Here is a 25,355-nt window from a genome sequence, read left to right as displayed (position 1 = left end):
ATGTTATCTAAAAAAAGAACGATGGAAGCCATTGATTTGATGAAAGAGCTTTATCCAAATGCTAAAGGGGAATTAAATCACGATACCCCATTTCAGTACCTGATTGCAGTGATATTAAGTGCTCAAGCAACAGATGTGTCAGTAAATAAAGCGACACCTTTTTTATTTGAGGCATACCCAACAGCAAGTGATTTAGCTAAAGCACCGCTAGAAGATGTGATGATGCGTATTAAAACAATCGGCCTTTATAAAACAAAAGCAAAAAATATTATAAAAACCTCCCAAATGCTAGTTGATAAATTTGATGGAGAAGTTCCTCGAACAAAGAAAGAATTAATGAGTTTACCAGGAGTGGGAAGAAAAACAGCCAATGTGGTGGCTGGAGATATGTTTAATGTGCCTTCTATAGCGGTTGACACACATGTGGAACGAGTTAGTAAACGATTAAGAATTTGTAAGCAATCTGCCACAGTTGATGAAGTGGAAGAAACGTTAATGAAAAAAATTCCTGAAGAACGTTGGGTAGATACACACCATACGATGATTTTATTTGGTCGCTACCACTGTACTGCTCGTAAACCAAAATGTGAGGGATGCTTATTACTCGATTTATGTGCTGAAGGACAAAAAAATTTAAATAAAAAATGACAAAAAGATACCTCCTGTAAAGCAGTTTTAAAGCTTACAGGAGGTATCTTTTTAATCATCTTTAGTTTTCTTGTCACTACCACGGGGCTGGGATGTCCGAGGAGGATTATTTCCATTAACGTTTACTCCACCCGTTCCCCCTTGAGTATTATTATTGTTGTTATTAGTTTGATTGTTCTGGTTATTGTCTGTTGTTGGTTTTTCTTGTGTGATTTCTGTTTTTTCTTCTTCTTTTTCTGCGTTGCTTTCTTCTTTACTTTCAGAAGGAGTTGTAACAGTATGCTCTTCTACTTCATAGTAATTATAGTAAGTAGTAGTAGATTGAGATTGATAAGGTTGATAAGACTGTTTAGTATGTCCTTTTATGTAAACTTCATTCCCAATTCGAACCACATTAGATGGTTGTTTCCAGTCAGTCGGTTCAATATTTTGATAAAGATAGGACATGAATTCTCTGTAGATATCCATCGCTAATTGTTGATTATACAATGTGACTGGTTGGTAATAGTCATCATACCCAGTCCATACAGCTAAAGAATATTTTGGTGTGTAACCAACAAATGTAATATCTGGACTTCCTTCACCTTTTACTTTGTATAATACATCATCATCGTAGTTACTTGTTCCAGTTTTTCCTGCTTGAACAATCCCGTTAATTTGTGCAGGATTACCCGTTCCGCGGTTAATAACATCTTTTAGCATATCAGTAATGATAAAAGCAGTAGATTCTTTCATTGCTCGTTTTCCTTTTGATTCAAAAGATTCTTCTGTTCCATCAGCATAAACAACTTTATTAACATAGCTTGGTTCATAATAAACGCCACCATTAGCAAATGCAGCATAGGATGCGGCTAGTTTTTCAGAAGAAGACTCAAAGCCAATCGCCGTTCCTTCATAAACATCATTGGTTAAACCTAAATTTGAGATAAACTCTTTTGATTTATCATCTCCAACTTCTTTTAATGCTTTTAAAGCAGGAATATTTCTAGAGTCGACAAGAGATTCTCTCATAGTTAAGTTTCCACGATAAGAACGATCATAGTTGTAAACGTCTGTTCCATCTGAGTATTTGTATGGCATATCAGCATAAATTTGGCCTGAACCATAATTTAAATCTTCAATTGTAGGAGCATAAGCGACTAATGGTTTAGCCGTTGAACCAATATTTCGTTTAGCAGAAACGGCTTTGTTATCATTTAAAGCACCGTCGCCTATTTTACGACCACCAATTTGTGCCCGAACATCACCATTTTTTACATCAATTAATGTAGCCGTTGCTTGAAACTTATCATCTGGGAAGTTAATGGCTGTTTCGTCACTGTTAACAAGATTATATAAATATGTTTGAGCATCTAAATCCATATTTGTATAAATATCTAATCCGTCAGTATAAACGTTTTTCTTGGTCTTTGCTTGGACTTCATCGATAACTTGCTTAACATAGTTATCTGTAATAACTTGCGTAGTTGAATCTTTTTTCAATGGAACTAATCCATCTTCTACTTTTGTATTTTTCGCTTCATCATATTCTTTTTGAGAAATCACTTGATCTTTTAACATTTCACTTAAGACTAAATTACGTCTTTTGGTTGCAAGATCAGGATGAGTATATGGGTCATAATCAATTGGAGCTTGAGGCATACCAGCTAGTAAAGCATACTGAGCGAGAGATAATTCATCAAGATTTTTATTGAAGTAGGTTTCAGCAGCTGTTTGCATGCCGTACACACCATTTGCCATATAGACTCTATTGATATAATAGGTCAAAATTTCATCTTTTGATTTCTTTTTCTCTAATTCAACAGAAAGCCAAGCTTCTTGTGCTTTACGTTTGATTGTTTGGTCTTCTTTTTTAGTTGAGAAAAAAGATAGTTTAATTAATTGTTGTGTGAGGGTACTACCACCTTGACGACTGGTTCCTTTTAAGTTTGAGACCGCAGCCCCAGCAATACGAATAGGGTCGACACCTATATGTTTTTCAAATCGTTTATCTTCGATTGAGATGATTGCTTGTTTTAGCATTGGTGGAATTTGATTAGGCTCTATGGTTTCACGTTTTTTCTCACCAATTTCTAAAATCATATCGCCATTCATCGCATAAATTTTTGATGAGCGAGTATCCTCTAATTTTTTATAGTCAAGGGTTGGGGCATCCTTAGCATAGTAAAAGAACAATCCTGCCCCAGCAATAACCGGTATTATGATTAGAGTGAGTACGACAGCTAGGAAAATAAGTATCCCTTTTTTTACACTTCTTTTTTTCTTTTGTTTAGGGTGCTTTTTCCCGTTAGAACTATTTTTCATAAATAGAATCTCCTTTTGATATATAGTGATCAATGATTGAAAGGTAAGGGACAACTGGTGCAACACCTAATTGTATTTCATACCCACAGTCTTCTATCATTTTTAATGGAATGGACTTGCGTTTGTTTTCTTTATTCTCCCAATAATCAATCACATGGGTTGCTGAAAGAAAAAAACATCGCTGCAACGAAGAAAACCAAATTAGGACAAAGACAATCCCTTGCTGATTAATGCACTGTTTCATATGATTAATCTGATGTTCATGGAAGTTATGAAGGGGAAAAGAGGTTTTATTTTTGGTCTCTTTTGCTTCAAAATCTAGATAATTTCCTTTGTAGATGCCATTATAGTCTGTTGTAGAAGCTTCTTTAAAATAGGCTTCGGTGATAACAGCAGCACTTCTTTTAGGATAGTTAACATGAACAATTTGTACAGGGGTTGGTTTTTTGTGAACGACTGCAATTTCTTTAGATAAATAATATAAATTACTTTGATTGATGAGTTCTTCAAAAGACATTCCACGATTTGAAAAAGAATGTTGTTTCTTTTTTTGTGTTGGTGTCTCTTTTTGATATTTCTTTGAAATACCATTTGGATAATTAATAGCCAAAAATACCACACTCCTTCCTTCATTATATCAAACCTTGAAATACAATGAAAAGAAAAAAGAAGAATCTTATCTGAATGTTCAACAAATTAGTTAAAATTTTAATATTTTTATTAAAACAGTTGTGTTACAATATAAAACTGATTATAGTATAATATGGAGGGCAACATATATCTATTCTTTTTTATTGATATGTGTTATATAGAACTCAGTGAGATAGAAATTGTTTAAAAATGACATAATGATGAGGTGTAACAAATGACTAAATTAAATTTATCAGCAAAAGATATTTTACAAAAAGAATTTAAGTCAAAAGTTCGTGGTTATGACCCAGTTGAAGTCGACGAATTTTTGGATACAATTATTAAAGATTATGAAACTTACAATCAAGAATTATTAGCATTGAAAGAAGAAAATCATCGCTTGGTGAATAAAGTGGATCAGTTAACACAAAGCCAAGCAACATTATCACGTATGAAACAAGATGTACCAAATCCTACTTCTGTGACAAATTTTGATATATTAAAACGTTTGTCTAATTTAGAAAAAGAAGTGTTTGGTAAAAAATTAGAGCAACCATCTAATTCTGATTCTGTTAACGTGAATGAGCAAGCGCGTGCGTCTTTATCTTCGGCAGCTCAAAAAGTGTTAAATAATGATGACTTAGGTGCAACACGTCGTTATTAAAAATATAATAAATTGTAATTTTCGGATAATCGCAGTTTACGTTACGTAAGGTGAGGAAAGTCCATGCTCGCACAGACTGAGATGTTTGTAGTGTTCGTGCTTAATGAAACCATAAATTAAGGTACTTCTTTTTAAGAGGTAACGGCAGGAAAAATAGCTAAGGCTTATGCTATGCTAAAGTATCCTTGAAAGTGCCACAGTGACGAAGTGATTTTAGAAATAAAATCAGTGGAACGGGTAAACCCCTCGAGCGAGCAACCCAAACAATGGTAGGGGCACCTGTCTCAAGGAATTGAACTTAGAGATGGGACAGAATAGATTCTGTAGACAGATGATTATCGTTGATTATTGTACCTGGCAGTAATCAATACAGAACATGGCTTATAGAAAATTACAACATCAGGGTGCCTTCCAGTTTGATGGAAGGCTTTTTTTCTAAAATAAAAGTTAATTGGAGTTACAACAAATGAAAAAATATAAATTAATTGCAACAGCAGCAAGTGGGATTGAAGCCCTTGTTGGTCGTGAACTAAGAGATATGGGGATAGAGTGTGACGTTGAAAATGGGAAAGCGATTTTTTACGGAGACATTGAAACGATTGGTCGAGCAAATTTATGGTTAAGAACAGCAGATAGAATTAAAATTGTTATTGGTGAGTTTGAAGCCAAAACATTTGAGTCGTTATTTGATCAAGTAAAAGAGTTACCTTGGGAAGACTTTTTACCAATGGATGCCAATTTTCCAGTATCTGGTAAATCGATTAAGTCGACATTATTTAGTGTGTCGGATTGTCAAGCCTTAACTAAAAAAGCAATTGTTAACCGTTTGAGTGAGTATTATTCACGATATGGTCGGTTGCCTGAAACAGGAGCTCAATTTCCAATTGAGGTAGCACTGTTAAAAGATAAAGTCACGTTAACACTTGATACGACAGGTCCAAGTTTGTTTAAACGTGGTTACCGTTTGGAAAAAGGTGGCGCACCATTAAAAGAAAATATGGCAGCAGCGATTATTTCTCTTACAACGTGGCGTAAAGATAGACCGTTTTATGATCCAGTTTGTGGGTCGGGAACATTTTGTATCGAGGCAGCATTGATTGGTCGAAATATGGCACCTGGCTTTAACCGTGAGTTTTTATTTGAAACATGGCCATGGGTAGATGAGTCAGTGATGGAAACATTACGTGCTGAAGCGGATGCACAAGTTGATTATGAAACAGAATTAGATATTTTAGGAACAGACATTGATCCTAAAATGATTGAGATTGCAAAGAAAAACGCAGAAGAAATTGGTTTGGGAGAAGATATTACATTTAAACAAATGCAATTGCGTGATTTTACAACCGATAAAGAGTATGGTGTGATTGTAGCAAATCCGCCATATGGTGAACGTTTAGGTGAAGAAGATGCTGTAAGAGAATTATATAAACAAATGGGTGACGTGTATCGTCCACTTAAAACATGGAGTAAATATATCTTAACAAGTGACTTACAGTTTGAAAGCTTTTACGGAGCAAAAGCAACGAAAAAACGTAAACTCTATAATGGGGCACTTAGAACAGACTTATTCCAATATTGGGGAACACGTCCACCAAGAAAGCCAAAAAATGAAGGAGCAAACTAATATGAGTCAAGAACAAGAATTTTTAGCTTATTTAAAAGAAATTGCCTTATTAAATGAAGCAGTTGGTTTAGCTGAATGGGATAGTCAAACAGGCATGCCTGAAAAGGGAGCTGAATACAGAGCAGAAATGTCTAGTTATTTAGCAGGAATGGCATTTGATAAATCAACTAATGAAACAATGAGAAAGTATATGGAATATTTTTCAGACCATCCAGATGAGTTATCTGATTTTGGTAAGCAAGTATTTGCAAAAGCAAAAGAAAATTATGATTTAAATAATAATATTCCGGCAAATCGTTTTCAAGAATACTCACGTCTATTGTCAAATGCTCATAGTGTTTGGGTATCAGCTCGTGAAAAACAAGACTTTTCAATATTTGAACCGATTTTAACTGATATTGTGGCGATGACAAAAGAGTTTATCCCGTTATGGCGTAAAGACGAAGCAACAGATTATGATGTTTTATTAAATCAGTATGAGCCTGGTATTACAGTAGCTGTGTTAGATGATGTATTTAATCAAGTCAAAGAAGGCATCATGTCAATTCGTAAAGAATTAGAAGAAAAAGGGACAGCTCCTAATACTGATTTTATTCATCGTACAGTGCCAAAAGAAATCCAAAAAGAATTTGTGACACAAGTTGTGGAGCAATTAGGTTATGATTTTTCAAGAGGACGTTTAGATGACACAGTTCATCCGTTTATGTTGAACTTAAACCGTAATGATGCTCGTATTACAACACGTTGGGATGACAATGATTTTATTATGGCAACGTTAGGTGTTATACATGAAGCAGGTCATGGTATGTATGAACAAAATGTGGATGCCAAATTTGACTACACACCACTTGCAGGTGGAACGTCTATGGGAATTCATGAATCTCAATCATTATTTAATGAGATTATTGTTGGAGGAAGTCAAGCATTTTGGTATAAACAGTTTGAGTTATTAAAACAATTAACAGGTGATACCTTTACAGATGTTTCGACTGAAGATTTTTACAAAGGACTAAAATTAACGCAACCAAGCTTGGTTAGAATTGAGTCTGATTCGCTAACATACCCATTACATATCATTATTCGTTATGAAATTGAAAAAATGCTTTTCAATGGCGACTTAGAGGTTAAAGATTTACCTAAAGTATGGAATGATAAATATGAAGAGTATTTAGGTGTTCGTCCTGAAAATGATACAGAGGGTGTGTTACAAGATGTTCATTGGGCAGGAGGAAGTTTTGGTTATTTCCCATCTTATGCATTAGGATACATGTATGCAGCACAACTTTATCATGCTATGAATAAAGATATTGATGTAGAAAAAGTGTTAGCAAGTGATGATTATTCATCAATTAGAGAGTGGTTAACAGAACATATCCATCAATATGGCAGTTCAAAAAAACCAACAGAACTAATAGTTGAAGCAACAGGGGAAGAGTTAAACCCACAATATTTGATTGATTACATGCGTGAGTTATATTTCAACGTATATGAGATTAAAGCATAAATTCTTAAAAGTTACAGATGATTCTGTAACTTTTTTTGTTGAGAAAGTATATAGCAAAGGTTACAATAGGTCAATATGATTAGTTAGAGGAGAACATATTACATGGAAAGTCAAAAAAAAGGGTTAAAAAGGTTTAATACTGTCCAATTTATCACCCTTATGTTTTTAATCATTATTTTTATTGGGTCTTTTTTATTGTTTTTGCCAATCAGTCATCAAGCTGGGAAGCAATTAAGTTATATTGATGCTTTATTTGTTGCCACATCGTCAGTTTGCGTGACAGGTTTAACTCCTATCAATATCTCACAAGTACTTAGTCCATTTGGGAAAGTTATCATGATGATATTAATTGAAATCGGTGGGTTAGGGTTTATGTCGATTGCTTTAATTGTGGCAATGATGTTTCGAAAAAGAGTATCGTTACAATCACGTCTAGTTATTAAAGAGATGCTTAATTTAAATAACCAGGGTGGTGTAGTGAAGTTACTGAAATTTGTGGTAAGATTTTCAGTTGGTGTGCAATTATTGGGTGCTATCTTATTAGGTTTTCAATTTATACCAGAATACGGGATGAAACGTGGCTTGTTTTATAGTGTGTTCCATGCTATCTCAGCTTTTTGTAATGCAGGGTTTGATTTATTTGGTGATAGTTTATTAAGTTATCAACAGAATCCTTATGTTTTATTAGTTATTTCTGGATTGATTATCTCGGGTGGATTTGGTTTTATTGTATGGTATGACCTAATTCACTGGCAAGATCATCGTCGTCTATCTTTGCATACAAAAATTGCTTTGACAGTGACTTTAAGTTTATTAATTGGTGGAACAGTCTTGTTTGTCATTACAGATAGATTTTATGAAATGTCAGTTTTTAAACAATTAACTAATTCGTTCTTTTTAAGCGTGACACCTCGTACAGCAGGATTTGCTTCCATTGATTATGGCTCAATGAGTTATGCTGGATTGATTTTAACAATTGTTTTAATGTTTATTGGTGGAACATCTGGCTCAACTGCTGGGGGAATTAAGACAACTACATTAGGAGTCCTTTTGATTCAATTAGTCAGCACGCTAAAGGGTCGCGATGAAGCAGAGTGGCAAGAGCGTTCTATTCCACGAAATATTGTGATGAAATCTTTTGTTTTATTTTTCTTTGCAAGTTTATTGTGTTTACTTAGTGCATTAGTATTATCTATGACAGAATATAGTCCGCAACATTCTGGTATAGAGTATGTCTTATTTGAAGTAGTTTCAGCATTTGCGACTGTTGGCTTAACGATGGGATTAACACCGCATTTGACTATATTTGGCAAATTGCTTATCATGTGTTTGATGTTTATTGGGCGAGTAGGACTTTATACAGTCATGTACGCCTTATTGAGAAAAGAATTAAAAGATATGGGGAATAAATTTAATTATCCAAAAGAAACTGTTTTGATAGGTTAGAAATGAACGTCTTTTTTAAGAAAATTATTTTTGAAAATTTTCAAAATTTAATTTAAATTTTTGTGTGTTATGTATTATAATGAGCATATTAAAAATAAAGGAGAATGTGACATGCTAGATGAAAAGACATTAACTATTGTAAAAACACATCCAGGATTTATTGCGGCAATGGATCAGGGTGATTTGAGTACTCCAGGTGCTTTGAGACAGTATGGTGTGCCAGATGAAACGTACCAAACATCTGAAGAAATGCATAATATTATTCATGATATGCGCACACGTATGATTATTAGTGATGAGTTTTCGTCAAAATATGTATTAGGTGTTATTTTATACAAAGATGCGTTAGAGAGAACCATCTTTTCAGAACCGATGCCAAACTATTTGTGGGATAAAAAAGGCATGTTACCGTTCTTGAAAATTGATCAAGGATTAGCACCAATTAGAAATGGTGTTCAATTGATGGAGGAGTTAACAGAGTTTGATGAGTTGGTGGAAAAAGCAAAAGACTTTCCATTTATTGGGTTTAAATACCGTTCATTGATTTGTTCAGCTAACAAAGAGGGCATTAAGCAACTAGTCAAACAACAATTTGATTTAGCAGAAAAAGTGTATGATTTAGGTTACTTACCAATGTTAGAGCCTGATATTGAGTTACATATTCCAGACAAAAAGCAAGCGGAAATTTATTTAAAAGAAGCATTAAACGAGGAATTAAGTCAACTAGATAGTGACGTAAAAATCATGTTGAAATTGACGTTACCGACAGAAGCAGATTTTTATCATGATTTATTAGATTATCCAAATATTGTAAGAATGTTGGCTTCTTCAAGTGGTTTAAGACAAACAGAAGCAGATAAAAAATTAAGTGAAAATCATGATATGATTGCAAGTTTTTCAAGAGCATTAACAGAAGGACTAAGTTATCAAGAAAGTGATTTAGAGTTTGATTTTCATTTAAGACAAACACTTCATGCGATATTTAATGCATCAAATACATAAAAAGTAAAGAGTGACCATCTGAGACAGGCAGATGGTCTTTTTATAGCAAAGATTAGGAGAGAGTTATGAAAACATTAGTGGTTATCGCCCATCCCAATTCACATGAATCTGGGGTGCAATCATTTTTAAAAGAAAGTTGTGCTTCTTTATCATCGGTTGAAATATACGATATACAAGAGGAATTAAGTACTTTTGATTTAGTCAAAACACAGGAATTATTAAAAAAGCAAGACAGGATTATTTTTCAATTTCCAATGTACTGGTATGCAGCACCAGATATTTTATACAAATGGCTAGAAAAAGTACTAACTACTTCATTATATAGGGACGCTCTGAAAGATAAAGAGTTGGGCATTGTGATTAATATGGGGCAAAAGCTATCTTCTTTTCAAGCAGGTGCATCAGAACATTTTACCATTTCAGAGTTATTGAGACCTTTTCAGGCAATTGCTTACAAGTGTCAAATGACTTATTTAACACCTTTTCCAATTGCACTATTTTCTTATTTAAAAGAAAATGATAAAAAACAATTATTAATTAACTATCAGCATTATTTGACAAAAGAAAAGGATAGTCGCTTTTCTGTTAGAGAAAATTGGGCTATCAAGCGATTAGTTGAATTAGAACAAAAGCAAGTCATTAAAGATAAAGAAAATCGATTATCATCAATACGGGATGCATTAGAAGAAAATCGTTTAGAGTTAGATAGCTTATTGATGACATTGGAAGAGATGAGGGATGAGTAGTGCAAGAAAAAGAATGGGTATTAAATGAATTATCTTTATTAAAAAAAGAAACTCAAACATATGAGGTGAGTGCTTTTTTAAATGAGTTAGAAGATATTTTAAGCGAACAATATAAACGAATTGAACAAGCAAAAGCTGAGCTAGATGGATTATTATGGAGTCCAAATGAGTGGTAGTATTTATCTTTTAGACTAAATTTGTTATAGTAAAGAAAAACACATTTAATAGGAGAACCAATGAAAAATGTAAAATACTTAATACTACTTCTATTTTTAGTTGGCCTAAGTGGTTGTGGAGATAAAAAAAGTGAAACAAAAGAAACAACTGAAAGTACAGTCGGTATGGTGATTAAAGACAAAAAAGGGAAACGTAGTACCGTTGTGAATAATATGCTAGTAGGGCATTCTAAGATTAGTTTCAACAATGAAAAATACGATATACTGTCTGAAGGGAAATTTAACCAACAAACATTATGGGGAACATTTCAACAAGAAAATAATCGAAATACCTATATTCAAATAGATGCTTTTGATAATACTCAAAAAATGTATGGTGATATATCAGGTTATGTGTTAGATGGCATTAAGTGGGGAGAAGAAGAACCAGTCCAATATTTAGGGGTGATGGAAGAAGCGCTTCAGCCGTCTAAGGATAAGAAAACCTTAATGTATAAAGCACGTACAGGTGATATTATTTTTTCAGTTACCATGTTTGGTAAAGATAAATTAACGAATAAAGAAATACTAGATTTAAAAGAAATTGCTAAAAGTATAAAAATCGAGTACGTAGCAGATCAAATGACGTCTTTAAGCGGTGAATAATTTCATCGCTTTTTTATATTTTTTTGGAAAAAATTCAAAAATAACCTTATTAAAAAAAACGTAAGTTTGGTAAACTATAAGATGTAGCATATTAAATGATTTTTTTAGGAGGAAATACAATGGATACATTAGTGAATTTTAGAGATTTAGGTGGAATTGTGACCTTAGATAATAAAAAAGTGGTGAATCATCAATTTTTAAGAAGTGGTGAAGTAGTCCATATTTCAACAGAAGATAAAGAAGAATTAGTTAACACATACAATTTAAAAAAAATTGTTGATTTTAGAGGGGACACTGAAGTTAGCCAAAGTCCTGATGACACCATAACAGGTGTATCCTATGAGCATATTGATATTTTAGGTGAAACAGCTAATCAAGGTGCGAGTTTAGAAGAATTATTAAATCCTAAATATGATCCAAAACAAGCGATGATGACAATTTATGAAGAACTTGTTTTATCAAAAGACGCACAAAAAGGCTATTCTAAATTTTTAAGAGATTTTTTGACTGAACCAAATGAAGCCACATTGTTCCATTGTTTTGCCGGAAAAGACCGAACAGGATTTGCTGCTGCGTTGATTTTATCTAGTTTAAATGTATCAAAAGAGGCGATAGATGAGGATTATTTGAAAACAAATGAATCTAGAAAAGCAGCCAACGATGTGATTTTAAATGAAATGAAGGAAAAAGGAGCATCAACTAAACAACTGGATAATATGTTAGTCATGTTAACGGTTGATAAAGATTATCTTGATTATGCCTTTGATTTAATTAACCAACATTTTGGTAGTTTAGAAAGCTATTTTACAGATATTTTAAAACTTCCAACAACTTTTTCTAAAGATATGCAAAAATTATATACAATCTAACAAAAGGAAATCATTCGTGATTTCCTTTTTCTAATGTAATAAGCGATTGTTTAATCCTTAAGCCAAATTCAGATGTCCCAAAGTATCCTGTTAGTTGACCAGATTGACTGATGACTCGGTGACAGGGAATGATTATCGGGATAGGATTTTTTTTACAAGCTTGTCCGACAGCTTGATAGGCTTTTGGTTGATTTATTTTTCTGGCGATATCTTTGTAGCTACATGTTTGACCATAAGGGATATCCAACAAGGCACGCCAAACGTTTTGTTGAAAAGATGTTCCTATACTTAAGTCTAGTGGTACAGTAAATTGTTCTCTTTGATGTGATAAATATTCTTGTAGTTCCTTTAAACATTGGCTAATCGTCGAATCAGTCGGTTTAGTGGTATTGATTACATCCAAGGGATCAATAAAATGAATATGAGATATCTTTTGGTCTGTTTGTTCGATATCTAAAAAAAGATGGTTAATGTTATAGGTCAATGGAATCGACTCCTTTGTTTATCATAATACCCAATTTTAATGAGATATGATAGTATAAAAGATATGAGAAGGGACGTTAATCATGAAAGAAACCATTCACTTACTACATACAAATGATATACATTCACATATAGAGAAATGGCCTAAAATTAGGCGTTGGCTAAATGAAGAGACAAAAAAATATGAAAATCAAGGCAATAATGTTTTTAGATTTGATGTGGGAGATTTTCTGGATAGAGTGCATCCTCTAACCGAAGCAACAGATGGCACAGCAAATGTTACCTTGATGAATCAAGTTCATTATGATGCTGTAACGATTGGAAATAATGAGGGAATTACTAATAGCCAACCTGTACTAAATCATTTATATGAACAAGCAAATTTTCCGGTAGTCTTAAGTAATTTAAAGGATAAATCAACCAACGATTATCCAACTTGGGCAAAACCATATACGATGATAGAAACAACGCATCAGATGAAAATAGGTGTATTTGGATTAACCGCACCAATGGCATTAAGTTATGATCCGTTCGGGTGGCACGTTATTGATCCATTTGTAGCAGCCAAACAAATGATTGATGAGCTTTCGGAAAAAACGGATGCGATTATTTTATTATCTCATTTAGGTATTAATGATGATAAAAAGATGGCTAATCTTTACCCACAAATTGACATTATTTTAGGCTCACACACACATCACTTATTACCGACAGGATTAATCGAAAACGGTGTATTATTATGTGCTGCAGGTAAATTTGGTGAATATGTAGGAGATGTATCACTTGAATGTCTTAATAAAAAAATCATAAAAAAAACAGCGAAAACGATTGATATAAAGTTGTTATCACAAGATATTGCTGATATAAATGAAATTACTAGCTATAAAAATCAAGGAGACAAGTTATTAGAGGGTAGACATGTGGCTAACGTAACCAGTAAATTAAACAAAACAGATTATTTGATTACAACAACATTAAGTGCCATGAAAGAAAGTAGTGGTTGTGATGTGGCAATAGTTAATTCAGGATTATTCTTAACTGATTTAGGGCCAGGTGAGATTACTGAAAAAGATTTACATGATTGCTTACCTCACCCAATGAATTTAATAAAAGTAACACTGCAGGGAAAAGACCTAATCAGACTGGCTAAAGAGGTTGTGAAAAATCGTGACTTTTTACGTAAGTTTCCAATTGTTGGCATGAAATTTAGAGGGAAATATTTTGGTGAAGTATGGTATGATGGCTTTAATTATAATGAAGAAACACATGAGGGTTTTTGGCTAGGAAAACCAATTGAGATGGATAAATATTATAGCTTTGTGACAGTTGATCATTTAGCTTTTGTACCATTTTTCCCGACTATAGAAATAGCAGGGAAGATAGAGATATTAGGACCTAGTTTTTTAAGAAATAGTGTGGCAATGTATTTAAATAAACAAAATGACGATTAAAAGATAGAGGTAAAAAATTATGTCGAAAAAAAATAAAAAAATAGAAGAAATAGAAGAAATCGACGTTCAGCCAGAAGAAGTAGATGAAGTTCTTTTGGAGATGTTAGAAAATTACAATCCAGACTCTTTTCCGTTAGCTAATGGAACGTATCGATTGGTGAAAGAATATCGAGATGGCTTTGATTATGAAACACTAATTAAACGATATAATGATGTTTTGTCAAAATATGACTATATTGTTGGAGATTGGGGTTATGACCAACTTAGATTACGTGGGTTTTTTAAAGATGATTTTAAGAGTGCGCCGCTAGATGCTAAAATTAATACATTGAATGATTATTTATATGAATTTTGTAATTTTGGGTGTGCTTATTTTGTCATTGAACAAATTGGTGATTTTAAACGAAAAGGTCGATCATCTAGTTTTAAACCATCTAAAAACAAAAATCAAGCACACATTAACGAGAAAAAATACGATGCTAAAAATAATAAAAAACCAAAACCTAAAGGAAACAATCAATCAAGAAATAATCAATCGACTAATAATAATAAAAAAAATAATAAACCACCTAAAAGTAAAGAAGGTACTAAAGAACGGCACTTTAAAATAAAGAAAAAAGAAGATTAGGAGAGAAAAAATGACTTATAAAGGCTATTTAATAGATTTAGATGGAACGATTTATTTAGGAGATAAGCCAATTGAAGCTGGTAAGCGATTTGTTGATCGACTAAAAGAAAAAAATATTCCTTTTTTATTTGTAACCAACAATACAACTAAAACGCCTAGTGTGGTAAAAAAAAGATTGCAAGACTCTTTTGACATTGATGTCTCTGCTGATACGATATACACAGCGAGTTTAGCAACAGTTGATTATATGAATGACAAGGAATTAGGTAAAAGAGTGTATGTGATTGGTGAAGAAGGATTAAAAGAGGCCATCTTTTCTTCAGGATTTGTGTTAGATGAAGAACATCCTGATTATGTGGTTGTGGCTCTTGATACAGAATTAACCTATGAAAAATTAGCAGTTGCGACACTTGCTATTCAAAAAGGGGCACATTTTATTGGGACAAACCCTGACAAAAATATTCCAACCCATCGTGGTCTGATGCCAGGAGCTGGAAGTTTGATTGCAGCGATTGAGACAGCGACACAAAAAAGTGCAACTTACATTGGAAAACCAGAAGCAATTATGATGGAAAAAGCTTTAAACCGGTTAAATTTAGCTGCGAATGAAGTCATGATGGTGGGCGATAATTACGAAACAGATATCCGAGCAGGAATTGATAATGATATAGATACATTATTAGTCTTAACAGGATTTACAAAAAAAGAAGATGTGGCAACACTTCCTATTGCTCCTACAAAGGTCATTGATTCTTTAGATGAATGGCAGGTATAGCTAGTGGTAAAATCAAAGGAGATAGTAAATAGAGTTGTCTTAATTCTATTTTTATTAAGTTTAGCGATTACGTTGACAATTAATGCTAGATGGTTATATGTGTTTGATATTCATTATTTAGGTATTACAGAGTACACAGAGTATAGTAAACAAACCATTTTATCTAACTATGATGATTTGATGCGATATTTAAATTTCTTTTGGGTAAAAATACTGTCAATGAAAGATTTTCCCACTTCATCTGAAGGGGCATTTCATTTTGTTGAAGTGAAACGATTATTTCAGTTGAACTATGCGATTCTATTGGTAACATTAGTTCCAAGTGTGTGGTATTTATATCGTTTAGTTAAGCATAAGATGGTATGGACGCTTAATACGATGATACAAGGAATCCTAATAGGTTTAGGGGCGTTAGCTTTTTTTATGATTGTGGCGTTCGACCAATTCTTTGTCTTATTTCATGAAGTTTTTTTCAATAACGATGCTTGGATTTTTTATCCAGAAACAGATCCTATCATTTTAGTCTTGCCTCAAGAGTATTTTTTCCATTGTTTTGCTTTATTTTTTGTTTTATTTATTTTATTTTTAGTGATATTACTTATTAAAGGAAAAAGAGAACTAAAAAAAACCAGTGGTGCATAACGCATCACTGGTTTTCGTTTAGTCGATCAGGTTCAGAATGAGCGAGGCGGCTAGCAGCGGCAGCAGCAATAGCCCCAACGATGTCATCTAAAAAGGTATGAACTTGATTGCCTTCATGTGAATTTAATTTTTCTAAAATACCTGGTTTAACTTTATCTATATAACCATAGTTAGTGAAACCAATTGAACCATAAATATTAACAATTGATAAAGCTAATATTTCATCTATACCATATAAGCCCTCATCTGTTTCAAGAATTTCTTGTAATGGTTCTAATACTTGGTGATTTTCAGCTGCAATATCCAACTGAATACCAGTCAAAATAGCATTTTGAACTTCACGCTTATTTAAAACTGCTTCAACATTTTCTAAACACATATCAAGGGTTAAATCTTGCACGTATTTTTCTTGTAGAAAATAAACCAATTCAGCAATGTCTTTAATAGTGACACCACGATCTAATAATAATTGTCTAGACATTTTCTTTAATGTCTCTTTTTTTATTGTCATCTTTACACCTTCTTAATTTATATTGTTATATAGTATAACCTAGTAAAACAACTATAACAAGTCATGGTTATTGGTCAAATAAACTTGTACTATGCATAGGTTGTACACGTTCTTTAGGATTTATGTGGTTTACTGCATGATTGACAGCGATGGGTGCTTCACCAAATCCTGTTGCAATTAATTCAACTTTTCCATCATAGGTTGAGATGTCTCCAATGGCAAAAATTCCCTCAACGGATGTACGAGTCGCGGAATCTGTCACAATAGATTGTCGCTTTAGTTCAATAGGCCAGTGCTTAATAGGGCCAAGAGAAGAAGAAAATCCATAATTAACTAATAAATCAGAAACATGAAATGTTTTTGAAAGATCTTCTTTTGGATTAAATAAGGTCACATCACTTAATTTCCCGTCAGTTTCATGTAGTTCTTGAATGACGAAAGGTGTTTCAATGGAAACGCTCGATTGTTTTAAAAGTTCCATGCTATGTTCGTGTGCACGAAAGGTTGGACGGCGATGAACTAAAATAACTGACTTAGCGATTTTTTCAAGCATTAATGCCCAATCTACTGCCGAATCTCCTCCGCCACAAATCATGATGTCTTTGTCTCTAAATTGTTCCATGTCAGTGACAAAGTAGTGTAGTCCATTTCTCTCAAAGAATTCATGACCTTCAGTCGTTAAACGTTTTGGTTGAAATGCTCCATTACCGGCAGCAATAATAATGGTTTTCGAGTAGTGAGTTTCTTTTTTTGTTGTGAGTTTAAAGATGTCACCTTCTTTTTCTATATCTAAAACTTCTTCATCTAAACAAATCGTGTGATGAAATGGTTTGATTTGCTCAACTAATTGATCGACTAATTGTTGAGCTTTTATATTTGGAAATCCCGCAACATCGTAAATCAGTTTTTCAGGATAGAGTAAACTAAGTTGTCCACCAAGTTGAGGCAATGATTCAATAATTTTTGTTTTGGCTTGACGCATTCCTGCATAAAAAGAGGCAAAGATACCTGCTGGCCCTCCACCAATAATGGTAATATCATATAATTCGTTTGTCATGTGAAACTCCTTTACTAATCAATAATTAAAGTATAAATGACCTGTTAAGATAAATAAACTAATTTGAATTTATTAAGGGTTTCTAATTGATTTATGACACCGTGTCATATATAATGACAACATGTCATAAATAAGTAAGGAGGTAACAACTATGCCAAGACCCACTTTTTTTCGCTTGGAAGAGGAGAAACAACAAAAAATTATTGAAGCTTGCGAAAAAGAATTTTCTTCTGTTCCCATCCATCAATCGTCTATTGCTAATATCGTGAAATATGCGGATATTCCTAGAGGGAGTTTTTATCAATACTTTGAAGATAAAGATGATGTATTCTACTACATTTGTGATATGTTGGTGAAAGAACCTGAAACAACATTTATGGAATTGTTTCAAGAAAATAAAGGAAATTTATTTTTAACCATGCAGGAATTTTTTGATTACTTTATTCATTTAGTATTAAAAAGTCAACATGCTAAACTATTAAAAAATATTTTTATGTATATGGATTACAAGCGCTCTAGTGAAATATTTGATGGATTAGACGCTGAAAGAAGAGCAGCACAGCATTTAAAGGGTCGAAAAAAACAACGCTATCATCAGTATGAACAATTAATTAATACGATTGATTACTCTTCTTTGACTATTTCAAATGTTAAAGAATTAAAAGTGTTACTTCGTTTATTGTTTAATACAATGCATGCTTCTATCAATGAGGCTTATCGCTCAGAACAGATGGGTAAAGAAGTCGATATTGAAAGAGTTAAAACAGAATTTAATATGAAATTGAATTGGATTGCCTACGGGGTAATGAAAGATAACTAGGAGGATAGATACATGTTAAGAATTATTAAGCGAATGTCTCTACCAGCCGTATTAGGTGCCATTTTATTTATGGTTATTCAAATTACGAGCGATTTATATTTACCAACATTAACATCAAATATTATTGATAATGGTGTAACAAAAGGAGACATTTCGTATATTTGGCAAGTTGGTTTTGTGATGATTGGTATTTCATTTATCGGGATATTAGCATCCATTGCCAATACGTTTATTGCGACAAGACAAGCACAAAAATTAGGGAAAAAATTACGTTCTGAAATCTATGAAAAAGTAGAGTATTCTTCGCAACGTGAATTCGATAAGATTGGAACAGCGTCTCTCATTACAAGAACAACCAACGATGTAAATCAAATTCAAATGGTTAGTCAAATGTTTTTAAGAATTATGATTAATGCGCCAATCACATTAATTGGAGCAAGTGTTTTAGCATTTTATCGAGATAGAGAGTTAACAAAAATTTTCTTATACGTTATCCCACTAATTATTGTGGTTGTTGGGGTGACAATGTATTTTGCTATTCCATTATTTAAAAGTTTACAAGAAAAAACCGATAGACTTAATTTAGTATTTCGTGAAGGATTAACTGGTGTTCGTGTTATCCGTGCGTTTAATCAAACGAGCTTTGAAGAAAATCGTTTTGATGGGGCAAATAAGGATTATACCAACACTGCTATTAAAGTAAATACGCTAATGTCATTTCTACTACCTGTGATTACATTCATAATTAGTGTCACAAACGTTTCAATTATTTGGTTTGGTGGCCACAATATTGCTGATGGGACACTTGAAGTGGGGAATATGATGGCATTTATGACGTATGCCATGCAAATATTAATGAGTTTTGTCATGATGGCGATGATTTTTGTTTTTGTCCCTCGTGCGCAAGCTTCAGCAGTTCGTATTAATGAAGTATTAGATATGAAGGATGATATTAAAAATCCAGATGCACCAAAAGAATTTAGTCAAGATAGCTCACTAGCTTTTAAACAAGTTAGCTATAGTTATAGTGGTGCTGAAAAACCTGCTTTATCAGGTATTGATTTTACAGCTAAAAAAGGTGACACAGTTGCGATTATTGGTGGGACTGGTTCTGGAAAATCCACCCTCGTTAATTTAATTCCTCGTTTCTTTGATACAACAGAAGGAGAAATAGTGGTTGATGAATGCAACATCAAAGATGTGCTACAGCATGAATTACGTGAAAAAGTTAGCTTTGTTCCACAAAAAGCAGTGCTATTTACAGGAACAATTCGTACAAATATGCAATATGGGAAAGAAAACGCCACTGATGAAGAAATTTGGGAAGCGTTGGAAATTGCTCAAGCTAAAGAGTTTGTGTCTGAATTACCTGATGGCTTAGATAGTAAAGTAGAACAAGGTGGAACAAACTTTTCTGGAGGTCAAAGACAACGGTTATGTATAGCTAGAGCATTGATTAAAAAAGCATCGGTCTATGTCTTTGATGATTCATTTTCAGCATTGGATTTCAAAACAGATGCGGCTTTAAGAAAAGCATTACAAGAATCCATTACTGAATCAATAGTCGTGATTGTCGCACAGAGAATTAGTACAGTAGTGGATGCAGATACCATTCTTGTATTAGATGATGGTGTAATGGTAGGCCGTGGGGATCATCAACACTTAAAAGCGACAAACAATACTTATCAAGAAATCATTTCATCACAATTGAGTAAGGAGGAAATAGCATGAGACAACATGGACCTGGTGGAGTAAAAGGCAAAAAAGCCAAACCAAAGAATTTTTGGAAAACAACCAAGCGTTTGATGTCATATATGTTAAAACGTTGGTATTTAATAGCATTAGTGTTTGTGTTGGCTACCGCCTCAACAATATTTCAAATCCGTACACCTAAAATATTAGGGGAAGCAACAACTGAAATTTTTGCTGGATTAATGAAAGCCAAACAAACGATGATGAGTGGTGGAAAAGTAGGGAAAATCGATATTGATTTTGATAAAATCGCTAGTATTTTAATGATTGTTCTAGCGATGTATGTTGCTTCTGCTATTTTTAGTTTTCTGCAACAGTTTATTATGACACGTATTTCTCAACGAACAGTGTATCAATTAAGAAAAGAATTTAAAGAAAAAATGGGACGAGTTCCTGTTTCTTATTATGATACTCATTCAAATGGAGATATCATGTCACGTGCCATTAACGATATGGATAACATTGCAACAACGCTTCAACAAACACTGACACAATTTGTCACCAGTATTTTGATGTTTTTTGGGGTATTGTGGATGATGTTAACAATTAGTTGGAAATTAACGATTGTAGCAGCATTAACTGTTCCACTTAGTTTAATCATTACCATGATTATTGCGCCAAAATCTCAACGTTATTTTGGTAAACAACAAGCTAGTTTGGGATTATTAAACAATCAAATAGAAGAAAGCTATAGTGGACATACTGTGGTAAGAAGTTTTAATCACGAAAAAGATAATATTGAGGTATTTGAAGTTCAAAATGAAAAACTTTATGAATCTGGTTGGAAATCACAATTTATTTCAGCCATTATCATGCCTTTAATGAACTTTGTTAAAAATATTAGTTATGTGTTTATCGCCGTATTAGGTGGGATACAAGTTGCAAATGGAAACATGCCTTTAGGGGATGTGCAAGCATTTATGCAATACACGAACCAATTTGCACAACCACTTAGTCAAATGGCTAACTTACTAAACACGATTCAATCAACGATTGCTTCAGCGGAACGTATTTTTGAAGTATTGGATGAGGCAGAGATGAGTGATAAGGTAGTCGATGAAGCCAATATTGTTCCAACAGATGCTGTTGTATCGTTTCAACATATGGCATTTGGATACGATGATAGTGAGTTATTAATGAAAGACTTTAATCTGGATGTTTTTGAAGGACAAAAAGTGGCAATTGTTGGCCCAACAGGAGCTGGAAAAACAACTATTATTAACTTGTTAGAGCGCTTCTATGATGTCTCAGGTGGTTCTATTCTTTATGAAGGCAAAGACACAAGAAATATTCAACGTGAAAAACTACGTTCTCATTTCTCAATGGTTTTACAAGATACTTGGCTGTTCACTGGTTCGATTTTTGATAACATTCGTTATGGAAATATGGAAGCCAGTGAAGAAGATGTCATTCGTGCAGCAAAAGCAGCTAGAGTTGATGAATTTGTTCGAAGATTACCTGAAGGATATAATACTGTTTTAAATGAAGATGCTTCAAATATTTCTCAAGGTCAAAGACAATTAATTACCATTGCTCGTGCCTTTTTAGTTAATCCAGATGTTTTGATTTTAGATGAAGCCACTTCAAGTGTGGATACTCGAACTGAAATATTGATTCAAGAAGCAATGGATAAATTATTAGAAGGACGCACAAGTTTTGTTGTGGCTCATAGACTGTCAACCATTCGTGATGCAGACAATATTATTGTAATGAATCAAGGAGATATTGTTGAAACAGGAAATCATAATCAATTACTTGAAAAAGCAGGATTTTATGCTGAATTATACAACAGTCAATTTTCAACAGGGGTAAGTATTTAATAAATAAAATGATATTCATCTAATTTTCCGAAGATATTAATGGAATTTCTTTGATAAAAGGTGTTACAATGTAAAGTGACGTTAAGGGAAAAGACATTGATTTGAAAATTTAGGGGGAAATGAATATTATGGTTAACTTTTCATTAAATCCAAACACCGAATTAACTTCTGTTGCCATTAAGGTAAAAGATTTTGACAGAATGTTGAGTTTCTACCAACAAGTTGTTGGGTTTGATTTGATTAATGAAGAAAATGATATGGCTATTTTGGGTATTGGTAGTCAGAAAAGAAAATTGCTGGGATTGATTTCAACACCAGATGGCGTTGAAGGATCAAACACTCAGACAGGATTAAACCATACATCGTTTGTTTTTCCAACTCGAGATGACCTAGCTCGTTTTATTAAGCATCTCATGTTATTGAATTATCCAATTGAAGGCGAAAGTGATCATGGTTTTTGTGAGTCGGTTTATATTAGTGACCCTGAGAATAATCGTTTAGAATTTAGTTGGGATAAGCCAAAAGATGAGTGGCCAATGGTAGATGGTAAAATAGATGGTGTGACAAAAGAATTAAACATTCAAAAATGTTTAAACAAAGTGGAAGGTGAATACACTTCAGTTCCAGGTGAAACTAAAGTAGGTCATGTTCACTTATCAGTATCTAATTTAGAGAAGGTTTATAAATTTTATGCTGAAAAATTAGGATTCAAAATAAAAGATGATGATTTTAGTTCAACTCATTTATTGTCAGTCAATGACTACCATCATCAGCTAGCCATTAATGAATCACAATCTAATGGGATGTCACCTGTCATTCGTGATACTGATTTAGGAGTAGACCATGTGACGTTTGATATTCCAACAATGGAAGACTTGCTTTTACTAAAAGAAAATCTCGAAACACTTGGTTGTGATTTTTATTATAATAAAGGCAAGAGAATCATTGGTTTATATGATCCAAGCGGTATTCATTTGTGGTTTATCGTATTTAAAAAAGAGAATAAAAAATAACAATAAGGCTGATAAACTCTACTGGTAATACTGGTTAGAAGTTATCAGTCTTTTTGATAGATAAGGAGACAAGATGTATTCTAAAACGATTCAATTTATTGAGTCACTGTGTAAAGAACACATTATTCCAGGTGCGAATTATTTGTTTTTTAGTCAAGGTGATATTTTAAGAGGAAGTGTGGGTTACAAACAACTGCTACCTGTTAAAGAAGAAGCTACATTCGATACCTTATATGATATGGCATCACTTACGAAGGTTATGATGACTAATACTGTCGTATTAAAATTAATTGAACAAAATCAACTAAATATTGATGTGCCTTTTAACACGTATCTACCCATATGGCATGAAGACAAGGTGACGTTAAGACATCTATTAACACATACCTCAGCTATTTCAGGGTACATTGACAATAGAGATGAGCTATCAGCTGAAGAATTAAAAGAGGCGTTGCTAACGTTACCAGTGGATTATAAGAAAATGGGTAGAGAAAAAATATATACAGATACAGGAACGTTACTAATAGGCTTTATGCTTGAAGAAATCTATAGTAAAAATGTGCATGACATATTTGCAAAGGAAGTTTTGATTCCCTTAAATATGATGCATAGTGGTTTTAGTAAAATAAACACTTCTTTATGTGCGCCAACGGAGTTAACGAAAAATCGAGGGTTAATCAAAGGAGAAGTACATGATCCAAAAGCATATCAATTAAAGGAACACTGTGGTAGTGCGGGGCTATTTAGTAATATTGACGATAGCTTTAAGTTTGTTCAAATGATGTTAAATAAAGGAAGACTACCAAATAGAGAGTCGTTTTTAGAAGAAGAGACAGTGATGTTACTATTAAATGATTTTACACCGAATAACGATTTATCTCGTTCACTAGGTTGGGATTTAAAGTATCATTTAGAAAAAAAACATCCAATACTATATCATACAGGTTATACTGGCACGTTTATGTTGATAGATATTATTGAACAAGAGGCTTTTATTTTTTTATCAAACCGAGTTCATCCTTATGATAATAGACAAGACTATTTAAGAAAACGTGATGAATTAATTGAAGTTTATCAAAAAGAACAGACGAATTAAATAAGAAATGATATACTATTTTTATCAATACAGATGAGGTGAAGGGAAAAGATGACAGAGCCATTATTTTTAAAACCAGTATTCCAAGAAAAAATTTGGGGTGGAGAAAAATTATCCACTGAGTTTGGTTATGAATTAACTAGTAAAACAATAGGAGAATGTTGGGCAATTAGTGCACATCCTCATGGTGTTTGTACGGTTGAAAATGGGGAGTTCAAGGGAGAAAAGTTAAATGATTTATGGAAAAAACATCCGGAACTTTTTGGTAATCCAAAAGAAGAGGTATTTCCATTATTGACTAAAATTTTAGATGCTGAAGATGACTTATCTGTTCAAGTCCATCCTGATGATTTTTATGGGTTAAGTCATGAGGGAGAATTAGGAAAAACAGAATGTTGGTATATCATTAGCGCAGAACCTGGAGCAGAAATCATTTATGGTCATCATGCTAAATCAAAAGAAGAATTAAAAAAAATGATAGACTCTGGTGAGTGGGATCAATTATTGAGACGAATACCTGTTAAAAAAGGTGATTTTTTCTATGTTCCTAGTGGGACAATTCATGCCATTGGTAGTGGAATTATGATTTTAGAAACGCAACAAAGTAGTGATACAACTTATCGTGTATATGATTATGATAGAACAGACGATAATGGAAACACACGCGAATTACATATTCAACAATCACTAGATGTGACGACTGTTCCTCATGTTGACCCTAAACTAGAAATCACACAATTAAATGACAATCAATCAAGTGTGACAACATTTATTGAATCAGATTATTTTGATGTATTTGAGTGGAATGTCAATGGAATATTAGAGGTTAAATCTCACGCACCATACACATTAGTGAGTGTTATTGAAGGGTTTGGTTATTTAAAAATTGATGATAATCAGTCATATGAGCTTTCTAAGGGGATGCATTTTATTATCCCAAATGGCATTGATTCATGGGTATTAGAAGGTGATATGGATATCATTGCATCAGAGCCTGGAAAAAAGAATAGATAATAAAAAAGACATCATGTTGATTTTCAAACATGATG

25 protein-coding genes and 1 other RNA gene are annotated in these 25,355 nt (G+C 33.2%); 21 read left to right on the top strand and 5 right to left on the bottom strand.

Features of this window, described 5'->3' with window-relative positions:
* Entirely contained in the window at window positions 1–648 is a 648-nt protein-coding gene (gene nth, locus CBF36_RS06450) for an endonuclease III (RefSeq protein ID WP_125957619.1), read from the top strand.
* A gap of 51 nt (window positions 649–699) precedes the next feature.
* On the opposite strand, the gene CBF36_RS06445 is transcribed toward nth, so the two are convergent.
* Both CBF36_RS06445 and recU read right to left on the bottom strand, forming a co-directional pair.
* Entirely contained in the window at window positions 700–2,952 is a 2,253-nt protein-coding gene (locus CBF36_RS06445) for a PBP1A family penicillin-binding protein (RefSeq protein ID WP_125957618.1), read from the bottom strand.
* Window positions 2,942–3,562 carry a Holliday junction resolvase RecU gene (recU, locus tag CBF36_RS06440; RefSeq protein ID WP_125957616.1) on the bottom strand — a complete coding sequence of 207 codons (621 nt, stop codon included), beginning with the start codon at window positions 3,560–3,562 and terminating at the stop codon, window positions 2,942–2,944. Before recU ends, CBF36_RS06445 begins: the two co-directional genes overlap by 11 nt.
* Before the next feature lie 255 nt (window positions 3,563–3,817).
* Here recU and gpsB point away from each other — a divergent pair, with 255 nt between their 5' ends.
* From gpsB to CBF36_RS06395, 10 genes are all read left to right on the top strand, one after another.
* A complete protein-coding gene (gene gpsB, locus CBF36_RS06435) occupies window positions 3,818–4,246 on the top strand; it encodes a cell division regulator GpsB (protein WP_125957615.1) in 429 nt (142 codons plus the stop codon).
* Between the two features lie 17 nt (window positions 4,247–4,263).
* An RNA gene (rnpB, locus tag CBF36_RS06430) (RNase P RNA component class B) lies at window positions 4,264–4,635 on the top strand.
* A 77-nt stretch (window positions 4,636–4,712) separates the two neighbouring features.
* Window positions 4,713–5,870, top strand: a complete 1,158-nt coding sequence (locus CBF36_RS06425) for a THUMP domain-containing class I SAM-dependent RNA methyltransferase (RefSeq protein ID WP_125957613.1) — start codon at window positions 4,713–4,715, stop codon at window positions 5,868–5,870.
* 1 nt (window position 5,871) lies between these two features.
* Entirely contained in the window at window positions 5,872–7,374 is a 1,503-nt protein-coding gene (locus tag CBF36_RS06420; RefSeq protein ID WP_125957612.1) for a carboxypeptidase M32, read from the top strand.
* Window positions 7,375–7,476: 102 nt separating this feature from the next.
* Window positions 7,477–8,820, top strand: a complete 1,344-nt coding sequence (locus tag CBF36_RS06415) for a TrkH family potassium uptake protein (RefSeq protein ID WP_125957610.1) — start codon at window positions 7,477–7,479, stop codon at window positions 8,818–8,820.
* Between the two features lie 111 nt (window positions 8,821–8,931).
* Window positions 8,932–9,822: a beta/alpha barrel domain-containing protein gene (locus tag CBF36_RS06410; protein ID WP_125957608.1), complete on the top strand. Its 891-nt coding sequence runs from the start codon at window positions 8,932–8,934 to the stop codon at window positions 9,820–9,822.
* Between the two features lie 65 nt (window positions 9,823–9,887).
* Window positions 9,888–10,568: an NAD(P)H-dependent oxidoreductase gene (locus CBF36_RS06405; RefSeq protein ID WP_125957606.1), complete on the top strand. Its 681-nt coding sequence runs from the start codon at window positions 9,888–9,890 to the stop codon at window positions 10,566–10,568.
* The gene (locus CBF36_RS12265) at window positions 10,568–10,744 is read left to right on the top strand and encodes a hypothetical protein (RefSeq protein WP_165865403.1); all 177 of its coding nucleotides are present in this window, start codon (window positions 10,568–10,570) and stop codon (window positions 10,742–10,744) included. The genes CBF36_RS06405 and CBF36_RS12265 overlap by 1 nt, the downstream gene beginning before the upstream one ends.
* Window positions 10,745–10,804: 60 nt before the next feature.
* Window positions 10,805–11,389 (top strand): hypothetical protein, encoded by a 585-nt coding sequence (locus CBF36_RS06400; protein ID WP_125957605.1) that lies wholly within the window; start codon window positions 10,805–10,807, stop codon window positions 11,387–11,389.
* A 119-nt stretch (window positions 11,390–11,508) separates the two neighbouring features.
* Window positions 11,509–12,258: a tyrosine-protein phosphatase gene (locus CBF36_RS06395; RefSeq protein ID WP_165865402.1), complete on the top strand. Its 750-nt coding sequence runs from the start codon at window positions 11,509–11,511 to the stop codon at window positions 12,256–12,258.
* Window positions 12,259–12,268: 10 nt separating this feature from the next.
* On the opposite strand, the gene CBF36_RS12525 is transcribed toward CBF36_RS06395, so the two are convergent.
* Window positions 12,269–12,742, bottom strand: a complete 474-nt coding sequence (locus CBF36_RS12525) for a methylated-DNA--[protein]-cysteine S-methyltransferase (RefSeq protein WP_270279664.1) — start codon at window positions 12,740–12,742, stop codon at window positions 12,269–12,271.
* Window positions 12,743–12,824: 82 nt separating this feature from the next.
* On the opposite strand from CBF36_RS12525, the gene CBF36_RS06385 reads away from it, so the two are divergent.
* From CBF36_RS06385 to CBF36_RS06370, 4 genes are read left to right on the top strand one after another with little or no spacing between them, the layout of a single operon-like run.
* Window positions 12,825–14,192 carry a bifunctional metallophosphatase/5'-nucleotidase gene (locus CBF36_RS06385; RefSeq protein WP_125957601.1) on the top strand — a complete coding sequence of 456 codons (1,368 nt, stop codon included), beginning with the start codon at window positions 12,825–12,827 and terminating at the stop codon, window positions 14,190–14,192.
* A gap of 19 nt (window positions 14,193–14,211) precedes the next feature.
* Entirely contained in the window at window positions 14,212–14,820 is a 609-nt protein-coding gene (locus CBF36_RS06380) for a YutD family protein (protein ID WP_125957599.1), read from the top strand.
* A 10-nt stretch (window positions 14,821–14,830) separates the two neighbouring features.
* Window positions 14,831–15,595 carry a TIGR01457 family HAD-type hydrolase gene (locus tag CBF36_RS06375; RefSeq protein WP_125957598.1) on the top strand — a complete coding sequence of 255 codons (765 nt, stop codon included), beginning with the start codon at window positions 14,831–14,833 and terminating at the stop codon, window positions 15,593–15,595.
* A gap of 3 nt (window positions 15,596–15,598) precedes the next feature.
* Complete coding sequence (locus CBF36_RS06370; RefSeq protein WP_125957596.1) at window positions 15,599–16,237, top strand: TIGR01906 family membrane protein; 639 nt, start codon at window positions 15,599–15,601, stop codon at window positions 16,235–16,237.
* A gap of 4 nt (window positions 16,238–16,241) precedes the next feature.
* On the opposite strand, the gene CBF36_RS06365 is transcribed toward CBF36_RS06370, so the two are convergent.
* Window positions 16,242–16,748, bottom strand: a complete 507-nt coding sequence (locus CBF36_RS06365; RefSeq protein ID WP_071457198.1) for a phosphatidylglycerophosphatase A family protein — start codon at window positions 16,746–16,748, stop codon at window positions 16,242–16,244.
* 67 nt (window positions 16,749–16,815) lie between these two features.
* Window positions 16,816–17,805: an NAD(P)/FAD-dependent oxidoreductase gene (locus CBF36_RS06360; RefSeq protein ID WP_125957594.1), complete on the bottom strand. Its 990-nt coding sequence runs from the start codon at window positions 17,803–17,805 to the stop codon at window positions 16,816–16,818.
* Window positions 17,806–17,956: 151 nt separating this feature from the next.
* Here CBF36_RS06360 and CBF36_RS06355 point away from each other — a divergent pair, with 151 nt between their 5' ends.
* From CBF36_RS06355 to manA, 6 genes are all read left to right on the top strand, one after another.
* Complete coding sequence (locus CBF36_RS06355) at window positions 17,957–18,625, top strand: TetR/AcrR family transcriptional regulator (RefSeq protein ID WP_125957593.1); 669 nt, start codon at window positions 17,957–17,959, stop codon at window positions 18,623–18,625.
* A gap of 12 nt (window positions 18,626–18,637) precedes the next feature.
* Window positions 18,638–20,356, top strand: a complete 1,719-nt coding sequence (locus CBF36_RS06350; RefSeq protein WP_125957591.1) for an ABC transporter ATP-binding protein — start codon at window positions 18,638–18,640, stop codon at window positions 20,354–20,356.
* Window positions 20,353–22,197: an ABC transporter ATP-binding protein gene (locus CBF36_RS06345; protein WP_125957590.1), complete on the top strand. Its 1,845-nt coding sequence runs from the start codon at window positions 20,353–20,355 to the stop codon at window positions 22,195–22,197. The genes CBF36_RS06350 and CBF36_RS06345 overlap by 4 nt, the downstream gene beginning before the upstream one ends.
* 128 nt (window positions 22,198–22,325) lie before the next feature.
* A complete protein-coding gene (locus tag CBF36_RS06340; RefSeq protein ID WP_165865401.1) occupies window positions 22,326–23,210 on the top strand; it encodes a VOC family protein in 885 nt (294 codons plus the stop codon).
* Between the two features lie 73 nt (window positions 23,211–23,283).
* Window positions 23,284–24,306 carry a serine hydrolase domain-containing protein gene (locus tag CBF36_RS06335; RefSeq protein ID WP_125957587.1) on the top strand — a complete coding sequence of 341 codons (1,023 nt, stop codon included), beginning with the start codon at window positions 23,284–23,286 and terminating at the stop codon, window positions 24,304–24,306.
* A gap of 51 nt (window positions 24,307–24,357) precedes the next feature.
* Entirely contained in the window at window positions 24,358–25,320 is a 963-nt protein-coding gene (gene manA, locus CBF36_RS06330; protein ID WP_125957585.1) for a mannose-6-phosphate isomerase, class I, read from the top strand.
* Window positions 25,321–25,355: the final 35 nt, after the last annotated feature.

This window comes from Vagococcus bubulae (assembly GCF_003950315.1).
Taxonomy (GTDB): domain Bacteria; phylum Bacillota; class Bacilli; order Lactobacillales; family Vagococcaceae; genus Vagococcus; species Vagococcus bubulae.
Note: the sequence above shows the minus strand (reverse complement) of the source record. Positions and strands in the feature narration are given on the sequence as shown.